The 25048-nt window shown below is 69.5% G+C and carries 22 protein-coding genes; 15 read left to right on the forward strand and 7 right to left on the reverse strand.

The window, feature by feature from the left end; genetic code table 11:
* The first annotated feature begins 4 nt into the window (after positions 1-4).
* The 3 genes from msuE to AADV74_RS01480 are packed head-to-tail and all read left to right on the forward strand — an operon-like array spanning position 5 to position 3347.
* Positions 5-592: an FMN reductase gene (msuE, locus tag AADV74_RS01470; protein ID WP_056166711.1), complete on the forward strand. Its 588-nt coding sequence runs from the start codon at positions 5-7 to the stop codon at positions 590-592.
* Positions 592-1920 (forward strand): aminotransferase class V-fold PLP-dependent enzyme, encoded by a 1329-nt coding sequence (locus tag AADV74_RS01475; protein WP_342111126.1) that lies wholly within the window; start codon positions 592-594, stop codon positions 1918-1920. Before msuE ends, AADV74_RS01475 begins: the two co-directional genes overlap by 1 nt.
* Positions 1920-3347, forward strand: coding sequence for an NtaA/DmoA family FMN-dependent monooxygenase (locus AADV74_RS01480; RefSeq protein WP_342111128.1), 1428 nt, complete (start codon positions 1920-1922; stop codon positions 3345-3347). The genes AADV74_RS01475 and AADV74_RS01480 overlap by 1 nt, the downstream gene beginning before the upstream one ends.
* Before the next feature lie 53 nt (positions 3348-3400).
* Here the strand turns inward: AADV74_RS01480 and AADV74_RS01485 are convergent, their stop codons facing one another.
* Together AADV74_RS01485 and AADV74_RS01490 are read right to left on the reverse strand one after the other, a co-directional pair.
* Positions 3401-3745, reverse strand: coding sequence for a hypothetical protein (locus AADV74_RS01485; RefSeq protein ID WP_342111131.1), 345 nt, complete (start codon positions 3743-3745; stop codon positions 3401-3403).
* Between the two features lie 99 nt (positions 3746-3844).
* On the reverse strand, positions 3845-4345 hold the full coding sequence (locus tag AADV74_RS01490; RefSeq protein ID WP_342111132.1) for a hypothetical protein: 501 nt from the start codon (positions 4343-4345) through the stop codon (positions 3845-3847).
* Between the two features lie 60 nt (positions 4346-4405).
* On the opposite strand from AADV74_RS01490, the gene AADV74_RS01495 reads away from it, so the two are divergent.
* The 4 genes from AADV74_RS01495 to AADV74_RS01510 all read left to right on the forward strand — a co-directional run bounded on the left by AADV74_RS01495 (position 4406) and on the right by AADV74_RS01510 (position 12066).
* On the forward strand, positions 4406-6916 hold the full coding sequence (locus AADV74_RS01495; protein WP_342111133.1) for a DEAD/DEAH box helicase: 2511 nt from the start codon (positions 4406-4408) through the stop codon (positions 6914-6916).
* 192 nt (positions 6917-7108) lie between these two features.
* Complete coding sequence (locus AADV74_RS01500) at positions 7109-7312, forward strand: hypothetical protein (protein WP_342111135.1); 204 nt, start codon at positions 7109-7111, stop codon at positions 7310-7312.
* A gap of 44 nt (positions 7313-7356) precedes the next feature.
* Positions 7357-10302: a helix-turn-helix transcriptional regulator gene (locus AADV74_RS01505; RefSeq protein ID WP_342111136.1), complete on the forward strand. Its 2946-nt coding sequence runs from the start codon at positions 7357-7359 to the stop codon at positions 10300-10302.
* Positions 10303-10458: 156 nt separating this feature from the next.
* Positions 10459-12066, forward strand: a complete 1608-nt coding sequence (locus AADV74_RS01510; protein WP_425287271.1) for a stealth family protein — start codon at positions 10459-10461, stop codon at positions 12064-12066.
* Here AADV74_RS01510 and AADV74_RS01515 read toward each other — a convergent pair.
* Positions 11996-12946 carry a phosphodiesterase gene (locus tag AADV74_RS01515; RefSeq protein WP_342111138.1) on the reverse strand — a complete coding sequence of 317 codons (951 nt, stop codon included), beginning with the start codon at positions 12944-12946 and terminating at the stop codon, positions 11996-11998. The two genes, AADV74_RS01510 and AADV74_RS01515, sit on opposite strands and share 71 nt — an antisense overlap.
* Positions 12947-13103: 157 nt before the next feature.
* Here AADV74_RS01515 and AADV74_RS01520 point away from each other — a divergent pair, with 157 nt between their 5' ends.
* Positions 13104-13322 (forward strand): hypothetical protein, encoded by a 219-nt coding sequence (locus tag AADV74_RS01520; protein WP_342111140.1) that lies wholly within the window; start codon positions 13104-13106, stop codon positions 13320-13322.
* 14 nt (positions 13323-13336) lie between these two features.
* Entirely contained in the window at positions 13337-14878 is a 1542-nt protein-coding gene (locus AADV74_RS01525) for a DUF7059 domain-containing protein (RefSeq protein WP_342111141.1), read from the forward strand.
* On the opposite strand, the gene AADV74_RS01530 is transcribed toward AADV74_RS01525, so the two are convergent.
* Complete coding sequence (locus tag AADV74_RS01530; protein WP_342111143.1) at positions 14850-15317, reverse strand: LysM peptidoglycan-binding domain-containing protein; 468 nt, start codon at positions 15315-15317, stop codon at positions 14850-14852. The genes AADV74_RS01525 and AADV74_RS01530 overlap by 29 nt on opposite strands.
* Before the next feature lie 147 nt (positions 15318-15464).
* Between AADV74_RS01530 and AADV74_RS01535 the strand changes: the two genes are divergently transcribed.
* Positions 15465-15881, forward strand: a complete 417-nt coding sequence (locus AADV74_RS01535; protein WP_342111144.1) for a hypothetical protein — start codon at positions 15465-15467, stop codon at positions 15879-15881.
* An 18-nt stretch (positions 15882-15899) separates the two neighbouring features.
* Positions 15900-16829 (forward strand): J domain-containing protein, encoded by a 930-nt coding sequence (locus AADV74_RS01540; RefSeq protein WP_342111146.1) that lies wholly within the window; start codon positions 15900-15902, stop codon positions 16827-16829.
* A gap of 40 nt (positions 16830-16869) precedes the next feature.
* Here AADV74_RS01540 and AADV74_RS01545 read toward each other — a convergent pair whose 3' ends face one another.
* Positions 16870-17298 (reverse strand): DUF1761 domain-containing protein, encoded by a 429-nt coding sequence (locus AADV74_RS01545; protein WP_342111147.1) that lies wholly within the window; start codon positions 17296-17298, stop codon positions 16870-16872.
* 163 nt (positions 17299-17461) lie between these two features.
* Between AADV74_RS01545 and AADV74_RS01550 the strand changes: the two genes are divergently transcribed.
* A complete protein-coding gene (locus AADV74_RS01550; RefSeq protein ID WP_342111149.1) occupies positions 17462-17752 on the forward strand; it encodes a hypothetical protein in 291 nt (96 codons plus the stop codon).
* Here AADV74_RS01550 and AADV74_RS01555 read toward each other — a convergent pair.
* On the reverse strand, positions 17743-20616 hold the full coding sequence (locus tag AADV74_RS01555) for a helix-turn-helix transcriptional regulator (RefSeq protein WP_342111151.1): 2874 nt from the start codon (positions 20614-20616) through the stop codon (positions 17743-17745). The genes AADV74_RS01550 and AADV74_RS01555 overlap by 10 nt on opposite strands.
* 4 nt (positions 20617-20620) lie before the next feature.
* Positions 20621-22099 carry a MocR-like pyridoxine biosynthesis transcription factor PdxR gene (pdxR, locus tag AADV74_RS01560; protein WP_342111153.1) on the reverse strand — a complete coding sequence of 493 codons (1479 nt, stop codon included), beginning with the start codon at positions 22097-22099 and terminating at the stop codon, positions 20621-20623.
* A gap of 78 nt (positions 22100-22177) precedes the next feature.
* Here pdxR and AADV74_RS01565 point away from each other — a divergent pair, with 78 nt between their 5' ends.
* From AADV74_RS01565 to AADV74_RS01575, 3 genes are all read left to right on the forward strand, one after another.
* Positions 22178-22846: a pyridoxamine 5'-phosphate oxidase family protein gene (locus tag AADV74_RS01565; protein ID WP_342111154.1), complete on the forward strand. Its 669-nt coding sequence runs from the start codon at positions 22178-22180 to the stop codon at positions 22844-22846.
* Between the two features lie 283 nt (positions 22847-23129).
* Positions 23130-23561 (forward strand): hypothetical protein, encoded by a 432-nt coding sequence (locus AADV74_RS01570; RefSeq protein WP_342111155.1) that lies wholly within the window; start codon positions 23130-23132, stop codon positions 23559-23561.
* 35 nt (positions 23562-23596) lie between these two features.
* Complete coding sequence (locus tag AADV74_RS01575) at positions 23597-24904, forward strand: M18 family aminopeptidase (RefSeq protein WP_342111157.1); 1308 nt, start codon at positions 23597-23599, stop codon at positions 24902-24904.
* Positions 24905-25048: the final 144 nt, after the last annotated feature.

Here is a 25048-nt window from a genome sequence, read left to right on the forward strand (position 1 = left end):
TGCCATGCCCATCCTGAATGTCGTCGCCGTCTCCGGAAGCCTGCACGCTCCGTCGAAGACCACAGCCCTCGTGCACGAGATCGTGCGTGTGCTCGAGCGCACGCTCGACGGCGCCGTAGAGGTGCGCACGCGCTTCGTCGAGTTGAGCGTGAGCGGCCCCGCCTTCGCCGGGGCGCTGCGTCGCGATCAGCTCTCTCTCGAGGCCGAGGAGGAACTGCGAGCCATCGAGGCCGCCGACCTCCTCATCGTGGCCAGCCCCGTCTACCGGGCGTCGTTCACCGGGTTGTTCAAGCATCTCTTCGACTTCGTCGGGCAGTACTCGCTCATCGACAAGCCGGTGCTGCTCGCCGCGACCGGCGGAAGCGACCGCCACGCTCTCATCATCGAGCACCAGTTCCGGCCGCTGTTCTCCTTCTTCCAGGCGCTCACCCTGCCGATCGGCGTCTACGCGAAGGACGCCGACTTCACCGACTACGTCGTGACCAACCCGGCGCTCGACGAGCGCATCGAGCAGGCCATCAACCGCGGTCTTCCGATCATCCGCACCATCGTCGCGCCGGAAGACGTCTCGGCGTACGTCGGAACCTGGTGATGACGGTGACAGTCGCCGACAGGTCACTGCTGGGCGTCGTGGGGTCTTCCCTGCGCGTTCCGCTGGTGACGGGCGGCGAGAGCCGATACGTCAACCTCGACTACGCGGCGAGTGCCCCGGCCCTCACGACCGTCGCCGAGCATGTCACCGAGCTGCTGCCGCTCTACGCCAGCGTGCACCGCGGTGCCGGATACGCGTCGCAGGTGTCGACCAGCGTCTACGAGAGCGCCCGCGGCATCGTCGGCGGTTTCGTCAACGCCCGCGAGAGCGATGTGGTCGTCTTCACCCGCAACACCACCGAGGCGCTCGGACTGCTCGCCAGCGCCGTTCCGGGCGAGACAGTGCTGCTCGACATCGAGCACCACGCGAACCTGCTGCCGTGGCAGCGCCGCGCCGCCCGTATCGTGCTCTCGGCCGACACCCTCGCCGAGACCCTGGATCGCCTCGACGCCGAACTCGCCGCGCGCCCGGCCGCCCTCGTCACCGTCACCGGCGCGAGCAACGTCACCGGCGAGACCCTGCCGTTGCGGGCCATCGCCACGATCGCGCATCGCCGCGGTGCCAGGCTCGCCGTCGACGGCGCCCAGCTGGTTCCGCATCGCCGCGTCGACCTGCTGCGCGACGGCATCGACTATCTGGCCTTCTCGGGCCACAAGATTTACGCCCCATTCGGTGCCGGTGTGCTCGTCGGCCGCAAGGACTGGCTCGACGTCGCTCCGCCGCTGCTGCAGGGCGGGGGAGCGGTCGCGGAGGTCACCCTCCACGGTGCCACGTGGCATCCGGCCCCAGCCCGACACGAGGCCGGCTCGCCGAACGTCGTGGGCGTCGCCGCGCTGGCCCGCGCCGTCAGCGAGATCGGACGGCTCGATGCCGACGCCTGGGCCGCCCACGACCGCGCACTCCGCAACCGTCTCATCACGGGACTCGAGGCGCTGCCCGGCGTGCACCCTCACCGCATCTTCAGCGACAGCGCGGACGCCGTCGGAGTGGTGTCGTTCTCGATCGACGGACAGGACTCCGGCCTCGTCGCCGCCTACCTGTCGGCAGAGCACGGCATCGGCGTGCGTGACGGGCGCTTCTGCGCGCATCCACTGCTCGCCAAGCTCGGCATCGACGGACCGGCACTGCGCGCGAGCTTCGGGGTCGGATCGACGGATGCCGACGTCGACGCCCTGCTCGGAGCCCTCACGCTGTTCCTCGCCAGCGGTCCGGCCTGGCGCTACGAGTTCGCCGGCGGCCAGTGGGCGCCGGTGGACGACCCCCGCCCCCGGCCCGACTGGGCGCCTGTGCTCGGTGGATCCGCCGTCAGATTCGGCTGCGCCGTCTGATGGGGGCCAGGGAGCACATCATCATCGGTGCGATGGTGCGAGCCCTCGGCGCCTACCCGTCGGGCTGGCGCATTCCCGGAGCCCACGCCGACCCGCGCACCGACACGGCGGTGCTCCGCCGCACGGCGAAGCTCGCGGAGGCCGCTCACCTCGACTACCTCTTCTTCGGCGACTGGCTGGCGACGGGCAGCGACCTCGAGGTGCGAGATCCGTACCTGCTGGCGCGCATCGACCCGCTCTCGGCCATCACCTACCTCGCCGGAATCACGCGGCGCATCGGCCTGATCGCCACGGCCAACACCACGTACAGCGATCCGTACACGCTGGCGCGGGCCACGGCATCCGTCGACGCCCTGAGTTCCGGTCGTGCCGGACTCAACCTCGTGACCGGAGCCGAGCCTCGGGCGGCAGGCAACCATGGCCGCGACGCGCACTGGGGCAACGAACATCGCTACGACCAGGCGACGGAGTTCATCGAGGCGCTCCGCCTGCTCTGGGACAGCTGGGAGGACGACGCCTTCGTGCACGATCGCGCGACAGGGCGGCTCATCGACCCGACGCGGCTGCACAGCGCCGACTACAACGGCGAGCACGTGCGGGTCGCCGGTGCCCTCAACGTGGTGCGACCGGTGCAGGGCCACCTGCCGATCGTGCACGCCGGCACGGCACTGCGTTCGCGGCAGTTGGCTGCGGCGACGGCGGATGTCGCCCTCGTCGCCGTGCCGACCCTCGCCGAGGGCGTGCAGCTGAGCGGCGAGCTGCGCCGCCAGACCGTGGCGGCGGGCCGCGCCGCCGACGAGCTGCGCATCATCTCGCCGGTGCTGCCCGTCGTCGCAGGCACGCAGGAGGAGGCGTGGGCGATCTTCGATCAGCTGCTCGCCCTCGTTCCGCTCGACGACGGATCGGAACTCTCGCTCTCACCGGACTTCCCGGCCGGTCGCGGCATCCGGGCCCTGTCGCAGGCCGTCGGCGTCGCCCTGGGTCCGCAGGCACTCGACGCCGTCGTGACCCGCCGTCTCGCCGAGAGGTTCAGCGACCTCGGCCAGCACCTCATCGAGCTGGTGGCGGTGCGCACGGGCCGGCGCATCGGCGACGGCGAGAGGCCGATCACGCTGCGCCACCTGCTGGCGACGCACCTGGTGCCGAGCGCAGCGATCGTCGGCGATGCCGGCACCGTCGCCGATCACCTGCAGGAGTGGTTCGAGGCCGGCGCCGTAGACGGCTTCAACGTGCTCACGGCCTTCCACGGCGATCAGTTCGAGGCGTTCACGACGCTCGTGATCCCGGAACTCCAGCGACGCGGGCTGTTCCGGGAGGCGTACGAGGGCCGCACCCTGCGGGAGCACCTCGGCCTCGAGAGGCCAGCCAACCTGCACGCGGCAGCGCGCGAGGCACGCGCCGCACAGGCCGAGCTGCGTCGCGCCTGAGCTGCGTCGCGCCTGAACTGCGTCGCGCCTGAACTGCGTCGCAGGCAGGAGGTCTACGCGGCGTGCGGCAGACGAGCGAGCACGCCCCAGACCGCGGTGGAGAGCTCCGGATGCTCGAGGGCGATAGAACGCAGCAGCTTGTACTCGAACGCCTCGGCCGCACCGCGCGGCGAGGCCGGGTGGTGGGCACGGGCACGCTCACTGGTGAGGCGGGCGTCGGCCAGCCGCTCGGCGCGGATGGTCGCCACGACCTGCTCGTCGACCGAGGGCAGGTCGGGAAGGAACTCCCACGGGTCCTCGCCCTGTCGACACTTGATCTCGATGACGGCCGACAGTTCGTCGCGTGCCTCGTTGCGCAACTGCTCCAGCAGCAACGGTTCCAGCGGTGCTTCCCACATCTGAACATCCCTCCCCTTGCTCACACAGTACGCACGCCGTGTGACACGCACGTTAACGGGATTTCGTCGTGTGTCGGCGGTCGGATTGGGCGATCGGCGTCATTCGGGATCGGTGCAGCGGGTCGTGCTCAGGATCGTGACATGCGGCACCCCCGTGTCGGACGTCGAGACGACGCTGACGATGATGGTCTGGGGAGTGACCAGCCGCACTTGGGCGTCGGCCTGCTGGTTCAACTGTTCGAAGTCCGACGCCCAGCCGTCGCGCCCCCGGAAGGTCTCCTCGAGGTCGAGCATCCACTGCCGCCTGTCGAAGTCGGCCGGCACCGTGATTTCGTGTCGTAGACGCACCTTCCGGGCACCACTCCGAACGCAGTCGACGGTCTCGCTCTCGTCGAGGGTGTCGATGACGGATGCCGCAGGCACCATGCCATGGATCTCGTCGACCACGGCCATGACCTCGGCCTTCACCCCGGCGAGGGTGGTGGGGGTGTCGGGGCGCGTGTTCATGACCACGATCCACCCCGCGAGCACCAGTGCCCCGGTGAGGACCGCGGCGACGATCGTGATGATCGTGTTCCTGGAGCGTCGCCCGCTCGTCATGCGCAGCATGCTACTCCGGTGCCGGCGACCCCGCTCGGTGCGACCGTAGGATCGATCATCATGAGCTCCGATGCGCGTCCCCTCCTCGATCGCCTTCCGGAGTCGACGGATGCCGACGTGATCTTCGAGGCCTTCGACGGCTGGGTGGCCGACACCGGCCTCAGCCTCTACCCCGCCCAGGAGGAGGCGCTCATCGAGATCGTCTCGGGAGCGAACCTCATCCTCTCGACTCCGACGGGGACCGGGAAGTCGCTCGTGGCGGTCGGTGCCCACTTCGCGGCGATGGCCGCAGGCAAGCGCTCCTACTACACGGCCCCGATCAAGGCTCTGGTGAGCGAGAAGTTCTTCGCCCTCGTCGACACCTTCGGCGCGGAGAACGTGGGCATGATGACCGGCGACTCGGCCGTGAACCCCGACGCGCCCATCATCTGCTGCACGGCCGAGATCCTCGCGAACGAGGCGCTGAGGCACGGCAGCGACACCGAGGCCGACGTCGTCATCATGGACGAGTTCCACTTCTACGCCGACCAGGACCGCGGCTGGGCCTGGCAGGTTCCGCTGCTGCTGCTCTCCCGTGCCCAGTTCGTGCTCATGTCGGCAACGCTCGGCGACACGACCGAGATCGCCGACGACCTCACCCGGCGCACCGGCCGCGACACGGCATCCGTCACCGGAGTGGAACGTCCCGTGCCGCTCAGCTACTACTACGAGACCACGCCGGTGCATGAGACCATCGACGACCTGCTGCAGACGAATCGCGCTCCGGTGTACATCGTGCACTTCTCGCAGGCCTCGGCCCTCGAGCGCGCGCAGGCGCTTGCGAGCGCGAAGATCGCCAGCCGAGAGCAGCGCAACGAGATCGCCGAGCTCATCGCCGAGTTCCGCTTCACCACGGCGTTCGGCAAGACCTTGTCGCGGCTCATCCGCATGGGCATCGGCGTGCATCACGCCGGCATGCTGCCCAAGTACCGCCGTCTCGTCGAGACCCTCGCCCAGCGCGGCATGCTGCGCGTCATCTGCGGCACCGACACCCTCGGGGTCGGCATCAACGTTCCCATCCGCACGGTGCTGCTCACAGCACTCACGAAGTACGACGGCCAACGGATGCGGCAGCTCAGCGCCCGCGAGTTCCATCAGATCGCGGGGCGGGCGGGCCGCGCCGGCTACGACACCACCGGCACCGTGGTGGCGCAGGCGCCGGAGCACGAGTCCGAGAATCTCAAGGCCATCGAGAAGGCCGGCGACGACCCGAAGAAGAAGCGCAAGATCATCCGCAAGAAGGCGCCCGACGGCTTCGTGTCGTGGGGCGAGCCGTCGTTCCGCAAGCTGATCGACGCCGAACCCGAAGCCCTGCGTTCCCACATGCAGATCACGAGCGCGATGCTCATCAACGTCATCGCCCGCGGGGGAGACGTGTTCGCGAACGTGCACACGCTGGTGTTCGACAACCACGAGCCGTGGAAGCGCCAGCTCGAACTGGCCCGCCGCGCGCTCGGCATCTACCGAACGCTGCGGGCATCCGGGATCGTCACGCAGGAGGACGGCGTCATCCGCCTCGCGGTCGATCTCGAGCCGAACTTCGCGCTCAACCAGCCCCTGTCGCCGTTCGCGCTGGAGGCGTTCGAGCTCATCGAGCCCGAGTCGCCCGGCTATGCGCTCGACATCATCTCCGTGTTGGAGTCGACGCTCGACGATCCGCGCGCCATCCTGTCGCAGCAGCAGTTCGTCGCGCGCGGCGAGGCCGTCGCCGCCATGAAGTCCGAGGGCATCGAGTACGAGGAGCGCATGGAGCTGCTCGAGGGCATCACGCATCCGCGGCCACTCGCCGAGCTCCTCGACGCCGCCTACGAGACCTACGCGGCCGTGCAGCCGTGGGTGCGCGACTTCACCCTCAGCCCCAAGTCGGTCGTGCGCGACATGTACGAGCGGGCGATGTCGTTCGGCGAGTTCATCGCGTTCTACAAGCTGGCGCGCTCCGAGGGCGTCGTGCTGCGCTACCTCTCCGACGCCTACCGCACGGCGCGGCAGACCATCCCGCTCGACCTGCGCACTGAAGACCTGACCGACCTCATCGAGTGGCTCGGAGAGCTGGTACGCCAGGTCGACTCGAGTCTGCTCGACGAATGGAACGAACTGGCGCACCCGGATGCCGCTGCCCACCACGCGCTGGAGACCGCCGTCGTGCCGCCGGCGCCCAGCCGCCTCACCACGAACATCCGCGCCTTCCGTGTGCTGGTGCGCAACGAGCTGTTCCGCCGGGTGCAGTTGGCGGCCCGCGAGGACTACCCGGCGCTCGAGGAACTCGACGCCGCGCACGGCTTCGATGCCGCGGCCTGGACGCAGGCCCTCGACGGCTACTTCACCGAGTACGACAGCATCGGCATCGGTCCGGACGCCCGCAGCTCGGCGCTGCTCGTCCTCGACGAGAGCACCCGCGTCTGGACGGCCCGCCAGATCTTCGACGACCCCGACGGCGACCACGACTGGGCCATCGAGGCGACGGTCGACCTCGATGCCTCCGACGACGCCGGCGAGGCCGTCATCAGGGTCACGAGGGTCGGCCCGGCCTAGCCTCAGCCCGCCGCCACTCCGCTCGCTGAGGCCTCCTGCCACCGCTCGCTGAGGCCCGGATGCAGTCCGCGGCCTGAGCGCATGCGGGCCCCACGATCTGAGGTGCACGCAGCACCGATCTAGGGCATCCTCCCCATCCTGCCGGGGGTACTCAGCGGTCAGTCTGGACGCATCCGATCCAGGAGGTTCAGAATGCAGTTCGCAGCTCAGTACATGGCAGAGACGCTCCACCGTCACGAGTCGACAGCGGCCGCTCACAGGCTCGAACAGCGCCGCCGGCTGATGGAGGACGAGAGCGAGTTCGATGAGGATGCCCGTCCCGTCTCCACCCGTCGTGGATGGGCGCACCTGTTCGCATTTCGGAAGGCCGCGTCGACGCGTCTCGCGCACCGATGACAGATGTCGGCAGGTCGTGGCACGATCGAACCGTGCCTTCGTCGATGTCGAGTCCGCAGATGGTCGGGCGTGAGGGCGACCTGGAGCGCCTCTGCGGCCTCCTCGATGCCGTGAACGACGGCGTGCCCCGCGCGGCCGTCCTCGGAGGCGAGGCCGGGATCGGCAAGACCCGACTGCTGTCGGAGTTCGCCGCATCCGTCCCTTCCGAGGCGCTCGTGCTGCGCGGCCAGTCGGTCGACCTCGGCACGGTCGCGGCTCCGTACGCCCCCATCAAAGACGTCCTGCGCAACCTCGTCGCCGCGGTGGGAGACTCCGCGGTGACGGATGCGGCCGGCCCCGGCCGCTCGGCCCTCGTCGCCCTGCTCCCCGAGCTCTCCCAGGGCGAGACCGATTCCGGATCGGCGGCGCAGCTCCACGAGGCCGTCGCCGTCGTGCTCGAGCACGTCGCACAGGAGCGTCCGGTCGTCGTCATCGTCGAGGACCTGCACTGGATCGATGCGGCGAGCCTGAACCTGCTGCGCTTCCTGGTGCGCGCACTCCGCAGCGGCCGACTGCTCCTGCTGATGAGCTATCGCAGCGACGACGTCACCCGCGGGCATCCCGTGCGCGGATTCCTCACCGAGCTCGATCGCGGTCGCATCGTCGAGCGCTGGGAGCTCACCAGGCTCACGAAGGCGCAGGTGCGCCGCCAGGTGAAGGCCATCCTCGGGGAGTTTCCGACCGCAGACGTCCTGGCCCGCATGGCGGAGCGCAGCGAGGGCGTGCCGTTCTTCGTGGAGGAATTGCTCGGCCTCGACGGATGCGACACCGACGACGGCCTCCCCGACACCCTCCGCGACCTGCTACTCGCACGCTACGAGAGGCTCGAACCGTCCACGCAGGCGGTCCTGCGGCTGTTGGCAGCCGGCGGCGTCAGGGTGCCGCACGTCATCTTCGAGCGCGTCCACGCCGGCGGTGCCGACGACCTCGACACAGCGATCCGCGAAGCGGTGTTCGCCAGCGTGCTCGTCATCGACGACGATGACTACGCCTTTCGCCACGCCCTGGTGCGCGAGGCGATCCACGCCGAACTCCTCCCCGGCGAGCGCACCCGCTTCCACGCGGGCTACGCCGAAGCCCTGGAGCAGACCGCCGGGCGGCGCCGGGTGGCAGCCGAGGTCTCCTACCACTGGATGGCCGCGCACGATCCCGAGAAGGCGCTCCCGGCCACGATCGACGCGATGTTCGAGGCCAGGGGGGCGTTCGCCTATGCGACAGCGGGCCAGATGGGGGAGCGCGCCCTCGAGCTCTGGGACCGCGTGGCGGAACCCGAGCAGGTGGCGGAGATGCCCAAGATCGAACTCCTCGGTCGCACCTCCTCCCACCTGCGCAACGCCGGCGAGAACGAGCGGGCCATCGCCCTCATCGACCTCGCGCTTGCCGAGAGCAGCCCCGACCAACCCCTGCAGTACGCCAGGGCGCTGCGGGACAAGGCGTTCTACCTCGCCAACGTCGGACGCCCCGGATCGATCGAGCTGCTGGAGCAGGCGGGGGAGCTCGTGCCGCCGGGCAGTCCCGGAGATCTGCGGGCCACCATCCTCACCGCCCTCTCCGGTCGCCTGATGCTGGAGGCACGCCTCGACGAGGCCATCGCCATGGCCGCGAACGCCCATGCGGAGGCGAGCGCGATCGGATCACGACGGTATCTCTCCATCTCCTCGAACATCGCCGGGGTCTGCCTCGCGCACGCCGGCGACGTCGACGGCGGCCTCGCGCGCCTCGAGGAGGCCCGGGTCTTCGCCGACGGTGACGGCATCTCCAGCCTTCGCTACTGGGTGAACGCCTCCGACCTGCATTACCTGCTCGGCCGCTACGATTCCGCCGTGGCGCTCGCCGAAGACGGCCTGGCGCGCGCGAGGGAACTGGGCGTCGAGCGCATCTCGGGCGTCATCCTCGCAGCCAATGCCGTCGACCCGTACCTCGCCCTCGGGGAGTGGGCCCGTGCCGACGAACTCATCGCCCGGGGGCTCTCCCTCGACCCGCCGTTCGCCTTCAAGGTCTACCTGCAGCGTGCGCGCATGTGGCGGCTCCTCTGGGGCGGAGACGTCGCGACGGCAGCCGAGCAGCTGCGAGCTCTGCAACCGACCGTCGCCGCGCTGGTCGAGGTGGAGATGCAGACCAGACTCGGAATCGCACTGGTGGCCGCGGAGATCGCGATCGCCCAGGGTGATCTGGCCCGAGCCTGGGACGAGGCGAGCGTGCTGTTCCGCCCGGTGCATCGTGCGATCCCCGGCTACGATCTGCCGCTGCTCTGGGTCGCCGCCCGTGTCACCGCATCCATCCGGCGGGAGCGGGCGCTGGCTGCCGCCCAGACCTGCACCAAGGCCAACTCCCACGCGACGTCGGCGACTCGGTCCAGCGTCGACCTCGACGAGGCCGACCGCGACATCCGTACGGCGCTCGACGGCGCCACGTCCTGGCCGACGGCCCCGTTCTGGATCGCCCTGGTCGAGGCCGAACTCGGAGGAGCATCAGCGGACGGTACGGATGCCGACCTCTGGCGACGCGCCATCCTCGCGGTTCGCGACTCGAGCGCCCCCGTCCACCTGCTGCCGTACGCGCAGTTGCGGATGGGCGAGGCCGCGATCGTCGTGGGGCACCGCGACGCTGCGCATGAGGCCCTCGCTGCTGCGGCGCACGACGCCGACGCCGCGGGCATCACCCTCATCGGCGATGCCGCGAGAGCCGTCGCGAAGCGCGCCCGTCTGGGCGTCGCAGCTCCGGAGCCGCTCGGGGCGGACGACCCGGAGACAGCCTCCGCCGAGCCGCTCACTCCGCGCGAACAGCAGGTGCTGGAACTCGTCGCCCGGGGCCTCAGCAACCGCGAGATCGGCAGCGAGCTCTTCATCAGCGGCAAGACGGCGAGCGTGCACGTCTCGGCGATCCTGCGCAAGCTCGGCGCGTCGACGCGCACCGAGGCCGTGTTCCTCGCCGGGGCCACCACCCGCTGACGGAGCGCCCCCCATCTCTCGCTTAGGATCGAGGGAGATCGACGAGGGGAGGCGGGTCATTTGACCGAGCATGCACACACGGGAGACAGGGTCGAGCGACCCGTCGCATTCGGGCGCCCGCCCGCCCCGAAGCGACGCCGCGGATCGCTGTCGGCACTGCCCGAGCCCCTGCTCATCGGCGCCCCTGATGGGCGCACCCGTTTCGGCCGCGACGACCTCGTGCGGCGCAAGGGCCAGTACGCTCTCGCCACGGGCCACTTCACGCCCCGCGAGTCGATGATCGAAGACCTCATCGCCGTGCGTGACGCCCTCATCGCCGCCGGCATCGAGTTCCTCCTCGTGCGCGGCGACGGCGATCGCGCCGTCATCGCCGTCGATCGTCGCAGCCGCCGTGAGGTGTGCTCAGCTCTCGCCACGGCGTTCGCCAACGAACCGTTCTACTCCCAGACCGTCGACCACGACGGCCTCCGCGACGTTCTCGTCGCTGACGGAGCCCTGTCGGCGAAGCGCAAGGCGTCGGTCTTCAGGCTCTACCGTCCGCGTGTCGAGCCGATCGGGCGCCTCCGTTACGGAGCCGAGACAGCGTTCCAGCTCGAGTTCTGGCGCTTCGGCGACGAGGAGATCGTCGCCCCGCGTCCCAACAGCCTGATGCGCGAGCGGATGCCGCGCTCCGAGGCCGTCGAGGACACGGTGGAGCTCTACGGGCGTCGCTGGCGCACGCTCGAGAACATGTTCGCCACCCACGCGAGCGACATCGACTTCGACGTCGACATGGTGTTCTCCTGGGTCGATGGATCGAGCGCCGACTTCGTGCGCGAGCGCGCCAAGCGCATGCAGGCCTACGTCGTCGGCGACGGCGACGACAATGAGGCGCGCTACCGCCAGATCGACGAGCTCAAGTACGCACTGCGCAGCGTCTACATGTTCGCGCCGTGGGTGCGCCGCATCTTCATCGCGACGGATTCGCCCGCTCCCGAATGGCTCGCCGAGCACCCCCAGGTCACCATCGTGCGCAGTGAGGACTTCTTCGCCGATCCGAGCGTGCTCCCCACCCACAACTCGCACGCCGTCGAGAGCCAGCTGCACAACATTCCGGGCATCGCCGAGCACTTCCTCTACTCGAACGACGACATGTTCTTCGGTCGCCCGATCTCACCCGAGCTGTTCTTCTCGCCCGGCGGCATCACGAAGTTCGTCGAGGCGCCGACTCGCATCGGACTCGGCGACAACGACCCGACCCGCAGCGGATTCGAGAACGCCGCCCGGGTGAACCGCCGTCTCCTCCAGGACCGCTTCGGCAAGGTCACCACGCGTCACCTCGAGCACTGCGCGGCTCCGCTCCGCAAGAGCGTCATGCGCACCATGGAGACCGAGGAGTTCCCGGAGGACTTCACGCGCACCGCGGCCAGCCGTTTCCGCTCGGCCACGGACATCTCGGTCACGAACTCGCTGTACCACTACTACTCGCTCATGACAGGTCGTGCCGTCGTACAGACGCAGGCGAAGGTCAAGTACATCGAGACCACCCTCGCCATGGCTCCCGACCAGATGTCGCGCCTGCTCAAGCGTCGCGACCAGGACATGTTCTGCCTCAACGACGGCTCGAAGCCCGAGATCTCGGTCGAGGAGCGCACGGCAGCCGTCACGGACTTCCTCGAGCGCTACTTCCCGTTCCCGGCTCCGTGGGAGAAGGTCAGACCAGAATCTGGATCGGAGTCGTCGGCGGAGCTGAACGGTGTGCGTTCTGCTGCACCAGGGGCCTGACAGGCTCTGAGATGCGGATGCCGACGGACTCGAGCCTGCGCTCGGTCTCCTGAGCGTCGACGAAGTCGAGTGCGGGAAACTCGCCGAGCGGCACAACGGAGTGCAGCACCGTCGTCGGGTACACGTGGATGAGGTTGAAGGCCCGAGCGCCATCTCGGGGGCGTGTGCCGCCGACGGGAACCGTGAGGTCCTGCGTGTAGCAGCTGGCTGAAGCGACCGACACGGGGATGCCGGCGAAGGTGGCCATCGACGAGTAGTGCAGATGACCGGCGATGATGCTGCGCACGTCGCTTCCGGCGAGCACCTCGGCCAGGTCCATCTGGTCACGGAGCTCCACGGAGACGGCCAGGTCGAGCACGGACGGAACAGGCGGGTGGTGCATCGCGAGGATCGTCCCGTCGGGCGCGATGGTCGAGAGCTCCGCGGCGAGCCAGTCGAGCTGGGTGCTGGAGACCTCGCCGTGGTGATGGCCGGGAACACTCGTGTCGAGCGTGATGATCCGCAGGTCTCCGAGCCACGTCACGGCGTCGATGGGGGCCGTCGATGGCGCCTCGTCGAGCAGGCCGGCACGGAAGGCGGCCCTGTCGTCGTGGTTGCCCATGACCCAGACCACGCGGGAGCCGAGTCGCTCCGCCACGGGATCGACGATGGCGCGGATGCGGCTGTAGGCGTCCGGCTCGCCCTTGTCGGCGAGGTCGCCGGTGAAGACGATGGCCTCCGGGCGTCCGCCCGATGCTTCGAGGGAGGCGAACAGGTCACGGAGGTGACGTTCGCTGTCGATGCTCCCGTACAACCTGCCGTTGCCGGCGAGCAGGTGGGTGTCGCTGATGTGGAGGATGAAATGGTCGGGCCGTGGGTGCTCGGCCGTTCTGGGGATCACAGGGAAACCAAAGCAGACAAGACTGAACGGGCGGTGAATATCTCTCCGCATGTCGGATGCCGGATCGAGAATTCCTCACGGGATATCGGGAGGCGCCCCCAGACGGGGTGGGGCGCGCCCCGAGCCGGTGGGAGAGCGCCGGGAGCACGCTGGAGGAATGCCAGCACTCAGCCAGTACACAGCCCAGGCCGTCTTCCGCACCGACGACGACGTCGCAGTCATCCGAGAACTCGAGATCCGCCGTCGGCGTGCCATCGCCGCCCGCCGCGAGTCGCGACATCTCTTCCGCGCCCGACTCCGGGTGTGGGTCCTGGTGCCGGCGCGCGTCGAGCGTCATCGCGATCAAGGGCACGGCACTCACCTCGCTCACGGCTGAGGTTCAATAGGGGGGTGAACCCCGTCGAACTGCTCCGCTCTGACCTCTCCGCCGCCGGCTACACGGTGCCGGCCCTCGCCGGTCTCTGGGGCCCTGATGCCGCAGAGGCCCTGCACCGCGATCACCGCGTTCCCGCTCGTCGAGCCCTCGATGCGCTCCGGGCGGGCGGCTCCGGCCTCCCGGCAATCGCCGTTCTCGCCGATCTCTTCGTGCTCGGCCGTGCTGTCACCCTCCCCGAGCTGGCTGTCGGGTTCCCCGCCCTCGGCGTGCAGGGTGCAGCGGACCTCGGCTTCGTGAGCATCGACGGCGGGCAGGCGCGCGCCTCCCTCGACCTGCGCCCGTACTCCTTCGAGGACACGGCCGGCGCAGGCTCCTGGTGGATCGCATCCGACCTCGGTGAGCTCGCGACTGATGGCGCACTCCCGGAGGACCACGTGCTCGGCGTCGGCGGGGCCTCACTCACGCTGAGCGGACTCATGTTCCAGGCCCAGGTCGACTCCGTGCTCGATCTCGGCACCGGATGCGGCATCCAGGCCCTGCATGCCGCCCGCCACGCTCGGCGCGTCGTCGCCACCGACATCTCGGAGCGGGCTCTCGTGATCGCCGCGATGAACGCCACGCTCAACGGCTTCGAGAACATCGAGTTCAGGCAGGGGAGCCTGTTCGACCCCGTGGCGGGGGAGCACTTCGATCGCATCGTCTCGAACCCGCCGTTCGTCATCACCCCGCGCGTCGATGGGGTCCCCTCCTACGAGTACCGTGACGGAGGCATGGTCGGCGACGCCCTCGTCGAGGCGGTACTCACGGGAGTCGCCGAACATCTGAAGCCCGGCGGCACCGCTCAACTGCTCGGCAACTGGGAGTACCACGACGGCGAGGACGGGCTGCCGCGCGTACGTTCCTGGCTCGACTCGGTCGGCGTCGACTATTGGATCGTGGAGCGCGAGGTGCTGAGTGCGGCGCTCTACGCGGAGACCTGGATCCGTGACGGCGGCACGACGCCGGCGACGCCTGACTTCGACAGGCTGTACGCGGCGTGGCTCGACGACTTCGCGGAGCGTGGGGTCTCGGGCGTCGGATTCGGCTACGTGGTGCTGCGGATGCCGCGGGCCGGGGCATCCGTCACCCTCACGCGCACCGAGCAGCAGCACGGCCCGCTCGGCGACATCGAACCTCAGGGCGTCGGCGCGCACCTAGAAGCCGGCCTGGCCGCGAGCGACTGGCTGGCCGGCACCGACGACGACGCGTTGTCGACCGCACGGCTGACCGTGGCCGGTGACGTCACGGAGGAGCGTCACTACTGGCCGGGTGATGAGAACCCGACGGCCATGCTGCTCCGGCAGGGCGGCGGCTTCGGGCGCGCCGTCACCCTCGACACGGCGCTCGCCGCCCTCATCGGTGCATGCGACGGCGAACTCTCCGTCGGCGCCATCTGCGCGGCGCTGGCCCAGCTCCTCGACGTCGATGAGACCGCGTTGACGGCCGACCTGCTGCCGGCCGTGCGCGAGCTGGTGCTCGACGGAATCCTCAGCCCGTCGTCGTCCAGTCGAGGTTGATGACCGTGCCGATGTAGATGTCCTCACCGAAGTCGGGGATCTTCGGATTCATGCGCAGCAACTGCTGCTGCGGCAGGTCGAATCGTTGAGCGATGTCGAAGAAGCTGTCGCCGGCCACCACCGTGTAGCTCAGCAGCGCTCCGTTTCCGTCGGTCTCGGGGGCCGCGGTCGCTCCGTCGCGGGCGCCGAGGTCGTTCGCCGGACCCTCGACGACCGCCGGGGCCGGGGCGTTCGGCTCGGGCACGACGACCTCGAAGCTCGGCTGCGGCGCCGGGGGGTCCGCGATGGGGGTCGGTGTCGGCGTGGGGGTGGGAGTCGGTGTCACCGTCACGACCACGGTGACGGGAGGATCGGGCGGCTCGGGGGTGCTGCAGGCCACGAGGGTCGCGATGGCGGTCAGTGCGAGTGCCGTCGCGACGACGGTGCGGCTTGCGATCATGCGGTCCCCCCAGTGGAGCTGATGCCCCACCCCGGTGCATCCTGCACGACTCTACCGGCTCCTCCCCAGATGTCGATGCCCCAAGGGGGGTCCACCGATTACCGGCGTGACCTGCGGTTCACGGATGCCGCAGAGCAGTCTGGCCGCATGACCCTCAGCGCGGACGAAGCCACCCGACAGCCCATCACGACAGACGAACAGGTGCTCGACAGGGTCGACGCCCTCATCGGAAAGGCTGTGCGCCGTCAGCTCTGGCTTCTGTTCGTCGACGCCGACGATCGCCAGATCCCCCTCGTCATCCCGATCGCCGATCATCCGGCTGCGCCCTACGGCGGCCACGCCGAGTTGCTGGCCTCCCGCATCGCCGACATCGTCGACGAGGCCGGTGCCGCTCAGATCATCGTGGTGTGGGAACGACGGCTGCGGGCGACGTCCACTGAGGCCGATCGGGCCTGGGCACGAGAGCTCGCGACGGCGTGCTCCGACGTCGACGTGCGCATCCGTGCGCAGCTCATCAGCCACCGGGACGGCACGCGCTGGTTCGCACCCGATGACTACCTGTAAGTGGGTTAGCCTCGATCAATGCCCGACAGTCCGATCTCGGCGACACCCTACGAGGTGCTCGGCGTCAGTCCCTCTGCGACCGACCGTGAACTGAAGCGAGCGTTCCGCACGCTGCTCCGACAGACGCATCCCGACGCCGGAGGAACCGCCGAGCGCTTCCATGCCGTGCAGATCGCCTGGGAGAAGATCGGAACCCCCGAGGCCCGAGCCGCCTATGACCGTGCGCGCCCCTTCGCGTCCGCAGACGCACCTCCGGTCTGGTCGACTCCCCAGGAACGTCCCCGCACCGACTCGCGTCCGACGGCCCGTTCCTTCGGCCACCCCGGAGGCTGGTCTCGCGAGTATTTCCTCGATCACATGCGCGAGTGGATCGGCCGCGGCGAGACCGTGCCCGACTTCTACGACCCGCAGCTCGTGCGCCGCGCGCCCCGCGAGATCCGGCACCTGTTGGCCAACGCCCTCGCCGAGGAGGCGACGGCTCGCCAGCTGTCGACCCTCGGCATCGGCTTCACCATCTGGCATGACGTGGCGACGGATGCCGCGGGCCCCCAGGTTCCCCCGAAGATCGACCACATCGTGCTCGGTCCGAGCGGACTGTTCGCGATCCAGAGCGAGGACTGGGGCGACCCCGTCAAGGTGAAGCGCGGCGAGCTCATCGGGCAGGCGCTCGGCGGCGAGCGGCCGATGCACGACCTCGCGACCCGGGCCAAGTCGATCGCGCGCGGGGCGAAGGTGAAGTTCACCGGTCTGGTCATCGTGGTGCCCGACGGCGCTCCCGCCCAGTCACTCGAGGTGCTGGGTCACGCCCGCGGTGCGGTGACGGCGCTCGTGGAGCAGTCCCGCCTGCCCGGCGTGCTGCGCGACGGCCTGCCCGGGGCCGCGCGCATCAACGGCACCGAGCTGTTCGAGGTGCGCACCCGGCTGCAGGAGAGCGTGCGCCACGTCTAGCCCCGGCCGAGAATGGGCGTCGCCCACGGTCGCCCGCTGATCAGACTCCGGCTGGCACCCAGGCACCGATGATGATCGCCATCACGACGACGGTCACGAGCTCGTGAGCGATGTTGAGGATGGTGAGCCCGCTCGGGCGCTTGTCGAAGGCGTCGTGGGTGATGAAGCGGGCGGCGGTGAATCCCGCCCACAGGATGCCGGCGGTGAAGACCGTGTTCCAGAAGAAGCTGCCGCCGTAGAAGTCGTAGGCGATGTACGCGGCACCGGCCAGCACCCAGGCCGTGATGAAGCTCACGAACAGCGTCACGACGATGGGACCGATGGCGTCGGCGGAATTGCCCGACGGCGTCACGCCCGACTGCTTCATCCAGTAGTTGCCGAACACCTTCGGGGTGTACCAGATGGATCCCACGATCATGCTCGAGAGCGTGGCGAGGATGACGGCCCAGTAGTTGATCTCGGGAACCATGACGGGGTCCTTTCGCGAGCGCTGCGGTGCGGTGGCCGCAGTCTATTCCCCTCCTCGATCTGAGGGGATCGACGCGCGATCTGAGGAGGAGATCCGGATGTGTCGCGCCGGCATCGGCGCCAGCGTTGTAGTGCGCGAGATACGCGCAACGAAAGGACTGGTCATGGAGCGCGAGACCCGACTCCCCGCAACCATCGCCATCACCTTCGTCGTCGGCGTCGCCGCGTGCGGGCTGATCTTCGGAGTGCCGGCACCGGGTGCGACGCCCGGTGCCGACGCCGCCGGCGAGATCGTGCCCGTTGTCGTCGTCGTGCCTGCGACAGGTTCGGCCGACACCCTGGAGCGCTACATCATCCGAAGCGGCGGGGTGGCCGTGCGTGACACCGACGCGGTCGACCGACGTGGGGCTCATCCGGCGACCAAGCGGATGCCGAAGCCGTTCGCTCAGCGCTGAGGCGCCCGGGTGGCACGCCGGGCGAGGTCGACGCGATTGCTCGAACCGGTCTTGCGCAACAGGTTCGAGACATGCGAACTCACGGTCTTCTCGCTGATCACCAAGGTGCGGGCGATCTCCGAGTACGTGCGGCCGGCCACGATGTGCTCGAGGATCTCGCGCTCGCGGGCGGTGAGTTGCGGAAGCTGGCCGACCCCGGGCTCGCTCATGGCCTGCGACGGCACCCCGTCGACGGGGATATGAGCACCGCCGGCGAGCGACTCGATCGTGTCCGACATGCCAACGGCGTCGAGCTGGCGGGCCAGCTCGACGCCACGCCGCGCCAGAGTGGCTGCTCGTTCTCGTGAGCCCGCGCGGTGCGTGAGCTCGGCCTCGACGCCGCGCATGCAGGCGTAAGCCTCGTCCCAAGGGAGGCCGGCCTCGCGGCACAGTTCCGACGTCCGCTCCCACCTCTCGCCGGCCTCCGGAGCCGCCCGGGCACGGACGATCTCCGCGCGATAGATGGCGAGGAGGGCGACGGCCTCGACCGGAGGCGTCTCGCCGATCCCACGACGAAGGATGTCGGGATGGCCCAGCTCGAATGCCGCCACCCGCGCCAGTGCGTGATCGAGCCCGGTCCCTGCGTCTCGCGCCCTCTGCGCCAGATCCGCAAGAGCACGTGCCGCGACGGGCACGAGCCACTCGCTCATTCCGCCGGCCGGAGCGTGATCAACCCCCTGCTTTGCAGCCGAGAATGCCGCGTCCGGTTCTCCCGCAGCCAGGTGAACGTGGGCGCGCACGAGCGCGAAGGCCGTTGCGAGGTAACCTGAACGGCCGTCGACGAGTTCGTCTGCACGCCCGAGATGGGCTGCCGCCTCTGAAGCATGTGACTGCATCGCGGCCATCCGCGCAGCCGTCAGCCGCACGCTGACGTCTGCGAGGAGGCCGGGGTCGGAGCCCAGAGCTGCGCGTACCCCGCGACGTACGGCCGGGATGTCACCCACGATCAGCCATTCGGCAGCCTCGTAGGCCGCGATGGTGGCGACGCAGGAATGCGGGGCACCTGCCCGGCTCAGTTGTGATCGTCGTGCCGCGAGGCTGTCCGCTCCCCTCCTCCGCGAACGGAGAGCTGTGCCCTCCCAGATCGCACAACGAATGACGGGCCAGAAGTCGCGGGCGCGGGTGGAGGCTTCGAACACCAGGTCTCCCAGTCTTCTCGATTCGTCCGCGTCGTAACGTGCACCGGCGATGAGGCCACGGGCCGAGAGGGAGTATGCGATGGCCTCGTCGTTGCCGCTCGACTCCGCCACGTTCACGGCGTGGTCCACCGTCGCCGACGCCGCCGGATCGCGTTCGAAAACCTGGGTGTGTCCGAGCTCGGCCAGCGCAAGAGCGTACTGCCAACTGGCCGGATCGGCCTCGGCGAGCTGCAGCGCCTCCCTGGCGTCTGCCGAAAGCATGAACCCGCGCCCGTTGCGGAAGCGGAGGTGCATCCTTCGAACGAGCATCTCCGCAGCGAGTAGAGGCTCGGCCTCGCGATCGAGGCCGTCGAGGATTCCGTCGACGGCCTCCAGTTCGACGGTGACGGCTCCGGTCTCGGATGCGGCTCCACGCAACCGCAGAAGGAGATCCTGGAGCGGAACCGCCGAGCCCGGGAGACCGCGTCTCAACTCGATGCACCGGCGAAGAAGATGCAGCATCTCCAGGTCGCCCCCGACCCGATGCGCCGCATCAGCCGCGATGAGCCCGGCCGACAGAGCAGCTTCCGCTTCACCCGCGCGGTCCAGATGCACGGCGCGCGACACCAGCCAGTCGACGGGGGCGGTCTCCTCAGCCGCGATCGCGGCCTCGTATAGCTCGGCGGCACGAGCGTTACGTCGGCGCGCCTGACCTGGCGTGATTGCCCTGATGACCACCTCCGCGATGAGTGGGTGGTGGAACCAGAAGCGCCCGTCGGAATCGCGGGCGAGGATTCCGAGGCCGACAGCCTCAATGAGCGCCTTGGCCACGGCATCCGCCTGCGATTCCATGACCGCAGCGAGAGCTCGCTCCGTCATGGGTCGACCGCCGATGGCGAGCATCGTCGTGAGCTCTCGGCCAGCTTCGCTCAATCGGTGCCAGTCATGTCGGAGCGTCGACTGCAGATCCGGCGGAAGTTCGCTGGGTATGGCTCTCGCATCTGCCGGCAGGCCCCTGGCGACGAGGGTCGTGAGGTACGGATTGCCGGCGGTTCGCTCGAAGACGTCCTGAACGAGCGACTCATGCGGCAGATCGCCGAGCAGTCGAGTGAGCTGTGCTGTCGTCGCAGCACGATCGAACGGGGTCATTTCGAGGGTGCTCACTCCGGGCAGGGCTCTCACGTCCGCCAACCATCTGGCGATCGGCTCATTGTCCGAGTCCTTGCCGTCGCGCACGGTAGCCATGATCCCGAGGGCGCGGGCGGGCCCTGACATGAGGTACATGAGGGCGTCCAGGGTGCTCCGGTCCGCCCACTGGAGGTCGTCGATCGCGACCACGACGAAGGACATGCGGCACAGGACGTCGATCCAGTCGTCGAACAGGACCGGAACATACTCGGGAGGATGGTCGCCGGAGCCGAGTCGAGGGCGGGGAGCTTCGGGACCATCCGGCGCGCTGCGCAGGAGGTCGCGCAGACCGAGGAAGGGAACGTTCAGGCTCGAGAGCGGGAGGCACCGGCCGCGGAGGACGATCGCGTCCTCGCCGACGGCGTCGCAGGCGGCGTTCATGAGGGTCGACTTGCCGACGCCCGGTTCGCCCATGATCAGGATCGAGGTGGCCGTGCCGCTGCGCGCACGATCGAGCGCCGCGAGCATCGAGCTCAACTCGGATGCGCGTGCGACCAGACCCTCGGGTGGGAGCGCCATGGCATCATTCTGGCAGGGGGCCCGGTCTCCGTGGGGATCGGATCTCGGCGGCGATCGCAGCTCGGAGGACTGTGAGACCCTTCGCGAGCTCGAGGTCGGTGGGTGCCGCGTAGCCGAAGACGATTCCCTGGTGAACGGATGCCGCAGGGCTGGCCGCGTAGTCGCCGAGGTCGGCGACGGCGACGCCTTCGCTGGCTGCGATGGCACTGACGCGAGCGGCGGCATCCGCCGACCCCAACTCGACCACGGCGTGCAGGCCGCCCTCGAGGCCGCGGAGACGAGCGCCTGAGCCTGCGTTGCACACGTCGCCGAGCGCGCGGATGACCAGACCACGGCGGTGCGCGTAGTCGCGTCGTACGGCGGCGATGTGGCGGCGCACCGCCCCGCTGGCGAGCAGCGCGGCCATGGCCTCCTGGGCGACTCCGGCGATGGGAGCCGTGACATCCGCCCGGACGCGGTGGAGGGCGGCGTGCAGCGCGGGCCTCCGTGGCAGCACGATGTACCCGAGCCGCAACCACGGGGTCAGCACCTTCGAGAAGCTGCCGATGAGGGCAACGGTCTCGGAGCGGTCGAGAGTGGCGAGGGCAGGCAGCGTGGCGGCACCGTGCCTGAACTCGCTGTCGTAGTCGTCCTCGATGATGACGGCGTCGTGCTTCTCGGCCCACGCGAGAGCCTCGAGGCGGGCGGAGACAGGCAGGCGTCCCCCGAGCGGGTACTGGTGGCTGGGGGTGAGCAGCACGGCGTGCGGCGCAGGGTCGAGGGCTGCGAGCAGGTCCATCCGCAGTCCATCGTCATCGACGGGTATGGGAACGACAGTGCACCCGAAGCGCTCCAGCGCCCGCCGCGACGACGGGTAGCCCGGATCCTCCATGGCGACAGTCGGGCCATTCGTCGTGGCCGAGTCCTGTGGATGCAGCTCGCCCAGCGCGAGCGCCAGCATCATGACGGCCTCGCTCGTGCCGGCCGTCACGAGGATGTCCGCGGCGTCGCACGCAACGCCTCGTGCCTGGCGTACGTGATCGGCGATCTGCTCGCGCAGGCTCGCCGTTCCGAAGTCGTCGGCCTGCCGTGTCGGCACGGGTCGCGCTGCGGCCTGACGCCAGGCCGAGCGCCAGGCACGCTCGTCGAGGCGAGCCGTCGAGGGGAATCCGGGTCGCATGTCGACGGCGGGTGGGGCTTCGTCGCCGGCGGGCGGCGTGTGCGGCGTCGCCGGCCTCCTGTCGGTCGGCACCGTGTCGACGGCCGCCACTCGCGCGGCGGCGCCCTGCGACACGTCGAGGTAGCCCTCGCCGGTGAGCTGGTCGTAGGCGGTGACCACGACGCCACGCGAGACGCCGAGGGAAGCGGCGAGGGATCGCGACGACGGCACGGTGTCGCCGGGGGCAAGGGTGCCGGCTAGCACGGCCGTGCGCACGGCGTCGACGATCTGCGCGGCGAGAGGAGCGGCATCCGTTCTGTCGACGGTGATGGCGAGGTCGGTCACGGATCCTCCAGACTGGTCTTTCAATATGTACGTGGACTGGACTACAGGATGTACCAGTCAGGCGACGACACTAGCACCATGACGACGACAGACATCCAGCCGAACACCCGCATCCGCCGACTCTCGGAGCGGCAGGTGACCGAGCGCAGCGCTCTCGACGCCGTGCTCGACGAGGCCCTCATCGCCCACGTCGCCGCCGTGACCCCGGCCGGCCCGATCGTCATTCCGATGGCATTCGCGCGCGACGGCGACGGTCTGCTCCTGCACTGCTCGACCGGCGCCGGTCTCGCCCTGCGCTCCGGCGGCCCGGAGAGCCGGCTCGCGGTGAGCGTCGCGATCCTCGACGGACTGGTCTACGCGGGCACGCTCTACGACAGCAGCATGAACTACCGCAGCGCCGTGGTGTACGGCGTCCCCGTCGTGGTCGATGAGGACGAGAAGGAGGCCGCCCTCGACGCGATCGCGGCCAAGCTCATGCCCGGACGTTCCGGCGAGGTTCCGACGTCGACCCGGCGCGAGCTCGCAGCGACCCAGGTGCTGCGCGTCCCGATCTCCGACTTCGCGATGAAGGCGCGCACTGGGGATCCGTCGGCCAGTGACGAAGCGGACCCGTCAGCCTGGATCGGCGTCCTTCCCATCACGAGGACGTGGGGAGAACCGCTGATGGCGGCGAACCTCGATCCTGCGACCGTCCTCCCCGAGTCCGTGGCAGGCCGCAGCGCGCGAACAGCGGGAGGAGGTGCGTGATGGTCATCACCATGCTGGCGCTCGGCGCCATCGCAGTGTGGGGCATGGTCGCGGCGGTCGTCGAACTGAAGCGCGACGGCTACGGTCGCACGCCGACGCTGCCTCGCTGAAGTCATCCGGACGCGCCGGCCTCCGCATCAGAACGGGCCGGGGTGGCTGGCGGTGTTCTCGGAATCCTTAGGGGAGAGCACCCCGGGTCCAAGGGGAGGCTCCCGATGCGGCCGGAGGGCACGGTGACGAGTGTGGAGGTGGGGGATCCACAACACCTCCGAAAGGCCCCACCATGAAACGCACAACCCACGGAAGTCTCCTCACCGCCGGCGTCATGACCGCCGTCGTCGCCGCCGTCGTCGCCGCCGTCGTCGCGGCCACCCCGCTCTCGGCCACCGCGGCCGTGCGCGACCCGAAGGCCCCGGTCATCGTGCTCGTCAGGATCGACGACAGTGCACAGGTCCGGCAGGTTCCCACCTCGGTACAGTCCCTTCGGCTGACCCGCATCGGCGACCAGCTGGTGCGCGGTGACAACCTCACCGGAGCACCATCCGCTGCCTACCTGAACAGGACCGCGGCAGTGCACCACTCGGCCGACGTGCACGAGCGCCTCGCCACCGGGACGAAAACCGTGCCACCGGCAGCCGAGCACCACTCGGCCGACGTGCACGAGCGCCTCGCCACGAACGAGTCGCGCCTCCCGAAGCCGAACGCCCCGCGCTGACGGCGAACCATCGAAGCGGGTGCTTGGATGGAACCATGTCCGACACTCGCACCTCCGAATACATCGACGGCCTCGCCCGGTTCATCCAGGCGGGGCCTTCGTCGTACCATGCCGCCAGGGAGACGGCCGATCGGCTCGTCGCAGCCGGGGCGGTCGAGCTCGACGAGAGCGCCGATTGGCCGACAACGGCAGGACGATACGTCGTGGTGCGCGACGGCGCCGTCATCGCCTGGATCGCGCCCGAGGGTGCCGGCCCGCTCACGCCGTTCCGCATCCTGGGCGCCCACACCGACTCGCCCGGCTTCAAGCTGAAGCCGCATCCAACCACCGTCGTCAACGGATGGCTGCAGGCCGGAGTCGAGGTCTACGGCGGCCCGCTGCTGAACTCCTGGCTCGACCGCGAACTCGAACTGGCCGGTCGTCTCGTGACGACGGACGGGGAAGAGCACCTCGTGCGCACTGGGCCGTTCCTGCGCATCCCGCAGCTGGCGATCCACCTCGACCGCGGAGTCAACAACGACGGCGTCAAGCTCGACAAGCAGCGGCATACGCAGCCCGTGTGGGGTGTCGGCCTTAACACCGCGTCGCAGGGGACGCAGGATGCGCTGCTCGAGCACCTCGCCGGGCTGGCCGGAGTGGCCGCATCCGACATCGCCGGCTACGACATCATGACCGCCGACACGACGGCCCCGGCTCGATTCGGACTAGACGACGCCCTCTTCGCCGCAGGCCGCATGGACAACCTGACCAGCGTGTTCGCGGGGCTGACGGCGCTGCTGGCCGCTGGCTCCGCGGACGATCCCGCTGTCGAGCACATCAGCGTTCTCGCAGCCTTCGATCACGAGGAGCTCGGTTCGGAGTCGCGCTCGGGAGCAGCCGGACCGTTCCTCGCCGACGTGCTCGAGCGCATCGGGGCCGGTCTCGGAGCATCGTCGTCCGACCGGCTGCGCGCCCTGGCGTCGTCCTGGTGCGTCTCGGCTGACGCCGGTCATGCCGTGCACCCGAACTATGCCGAGCGGCACGATCCCGTGAACAAGCCCGTGCCGGGCGGCGGACCGCTGCTGAAGATCAACGCGAACCAGCGCTATGCGACGGATGCCGCGGGCGCAGCCCTCTGGGCGCGGCTGTGCGCTGCCGCCGGTGTGCCGTTCCAGGAGTTCGTGTCGAACAACGCGATTCCGTGCGGGTCGACGATCGGACCGATCACTGCGACGCGGCTCGGCATCCGGGTCGTCGACGTCGGGGCTCCGCTGCTCTCGATGCACTCAGCGCGCGAACTCGTGCACGTCGATGATGCGGCGGCGCTCGCGGCCGCCGTGACGGCGTTCTTCGCGGGGAAGTAGCGATCCGCTTCCCTGCGCCGCGCCATTTCCCGGGGATGTGCGCCACATGATGTGGCGCGGACGCCCCAGAAATGGCGCGAGGTGAAGGGGAGCGCACGGCGTCGGCGAACTGCTGCACGCGTGTTGCGGCGTGTGACAGGTGCA

Source organism: Leifsonia stereocauli (genome assembly GCF_038432415.1).
Lineage (GTDB): Bacteria > Actinomycetota > Actinomycetes > Actinomycetales > Microbacteriaceae > Orlajensenia > Orlajensenia stereocauli.

Bases quoted from the DNA above. Each gene is read 5' to 3' on its own strand.
- msuE (WP_056166711.1), top strand. From the start codon at position 5: ATGCCCATCCTGAATGTCGTCGCCGTCTCCGGAAGCCTGCACGCTCCG.
- AADV74_RS01475 (WP_342111126.1), top strand. From the start codon at position 592: ATGACGGTGACAGTCGCCGACAGGTCACTGCTGGGCGTCGTGGGGTCT.
- AADV74_RS01480 (WP_342111128.1), top strand. From the start codon at position 1,920: ATGGGGGCCAGGGAGCACATCATCATCGGTGCGATGGTGCGAGCCCTC.
- AADV74_RS01485 (WP_342111131.1), bottom strand. From the start codon at position 3,745: ATGTGGGAAGCACCGCTGGAACCGTTGCTGCTGGAGCAGTTGCGCAAC.
- AADV74_RS01490 (WP_342111132.1), bottom strand. From the start codon at position 4,345: ATGACGAGCGGGCGACGCTCCAGGAACACGATCATCACGATCGTCGCC.
- AADV74_RS01495 (WP_342111133.1), top strand. From the start codon at position 4,406: ATGAGCTCCGATGCGCGTCCCCTCCTCGATCGCCTTCCGGAGTCGACG.
- AADV74_RS01500 (WP_342111135.1), top strand. From the start codon at position 7,109: ATGCAGTTCGCAGCTCAGTACATGGCAGAGACGCTCCACCGTCACGAG.
- AADV74_RS01505 (WP_342111136.1), top strand. From the start codon at position 7,357: ATGTCGAGTCCGCAGATGGTCGGGCGTGAGGGCGACCTGGAGCGCCTC.
- AADV74_RS01520 (WP_342111140.1), top strand. From the start codon at position 13,104: ATGCCAGCACTCAGCCAGTACACAGCCCAGGCCGTCTTCCGCACCGAC.
- AADV74_RS01530 (WP_342111143.1), bottom strand. From the start codon at position 15,317: ATGATCGCAAGCCGCACCGTCGTCGCGACGGCACTCGCACTGACCGCC.
- AADV74_RS01535 (WP_342111144.1), top strand. From the start codon at position 15,465: ATGACCCTCAGCGCGGACGAAGCCACCCGACAGCCCATCACGACAGAC.
- AADV74_RS01540 (WP_342111146.1), top strand. From the start codon at position 15,900: ATGCCCGACAGTCCGATCTCGGCGACACCCTACGAGGTGCTCGGCGTC.
- AADV74_RS01545 (WP_342111147.1), bottom strand. From the start codon at position 17,298: ATGGTTCCCGAGATCAACTACTGGGCCGTCATCCTCGCCACGCTCTCG.
- AADV74_RS01550 (WP_342111149.1), top strand. From the start codon at position 17,462: ATGGAGCGCGAGACCCGACTCCCCGCAACCATCGCCATCACCTTCGTC.
- AADV74_RS01555 (WP_342111151.1), bottom strand. From the start codon at position 20,616: ATGGCGCTCCCACCCGAGGGTCTGGTCGCACGCGCATCCGAGTTGAGC.
- AADV74_RS01565 (WP_342111154.1), top strand. From the start codon at position 22,178: ATGACGACGACAGACATCCAGCCGAACACCCGCATCCGCCGACTCTCG.
- AADV74_RS01570 (WP_342111155.1), top strand. From the start codon at position 23,130: ATGAAACGCACAACCCACGGAAGTCTCCTCACCGCCGGCGTCATGACC.
- AADV74_RS01575 (WP_342111157.1), top strand. From the start codon at position 23,597: ATGTCCGACACTCGCACCTCCGAATACATCGACGGCCTCGCCCGGTTC.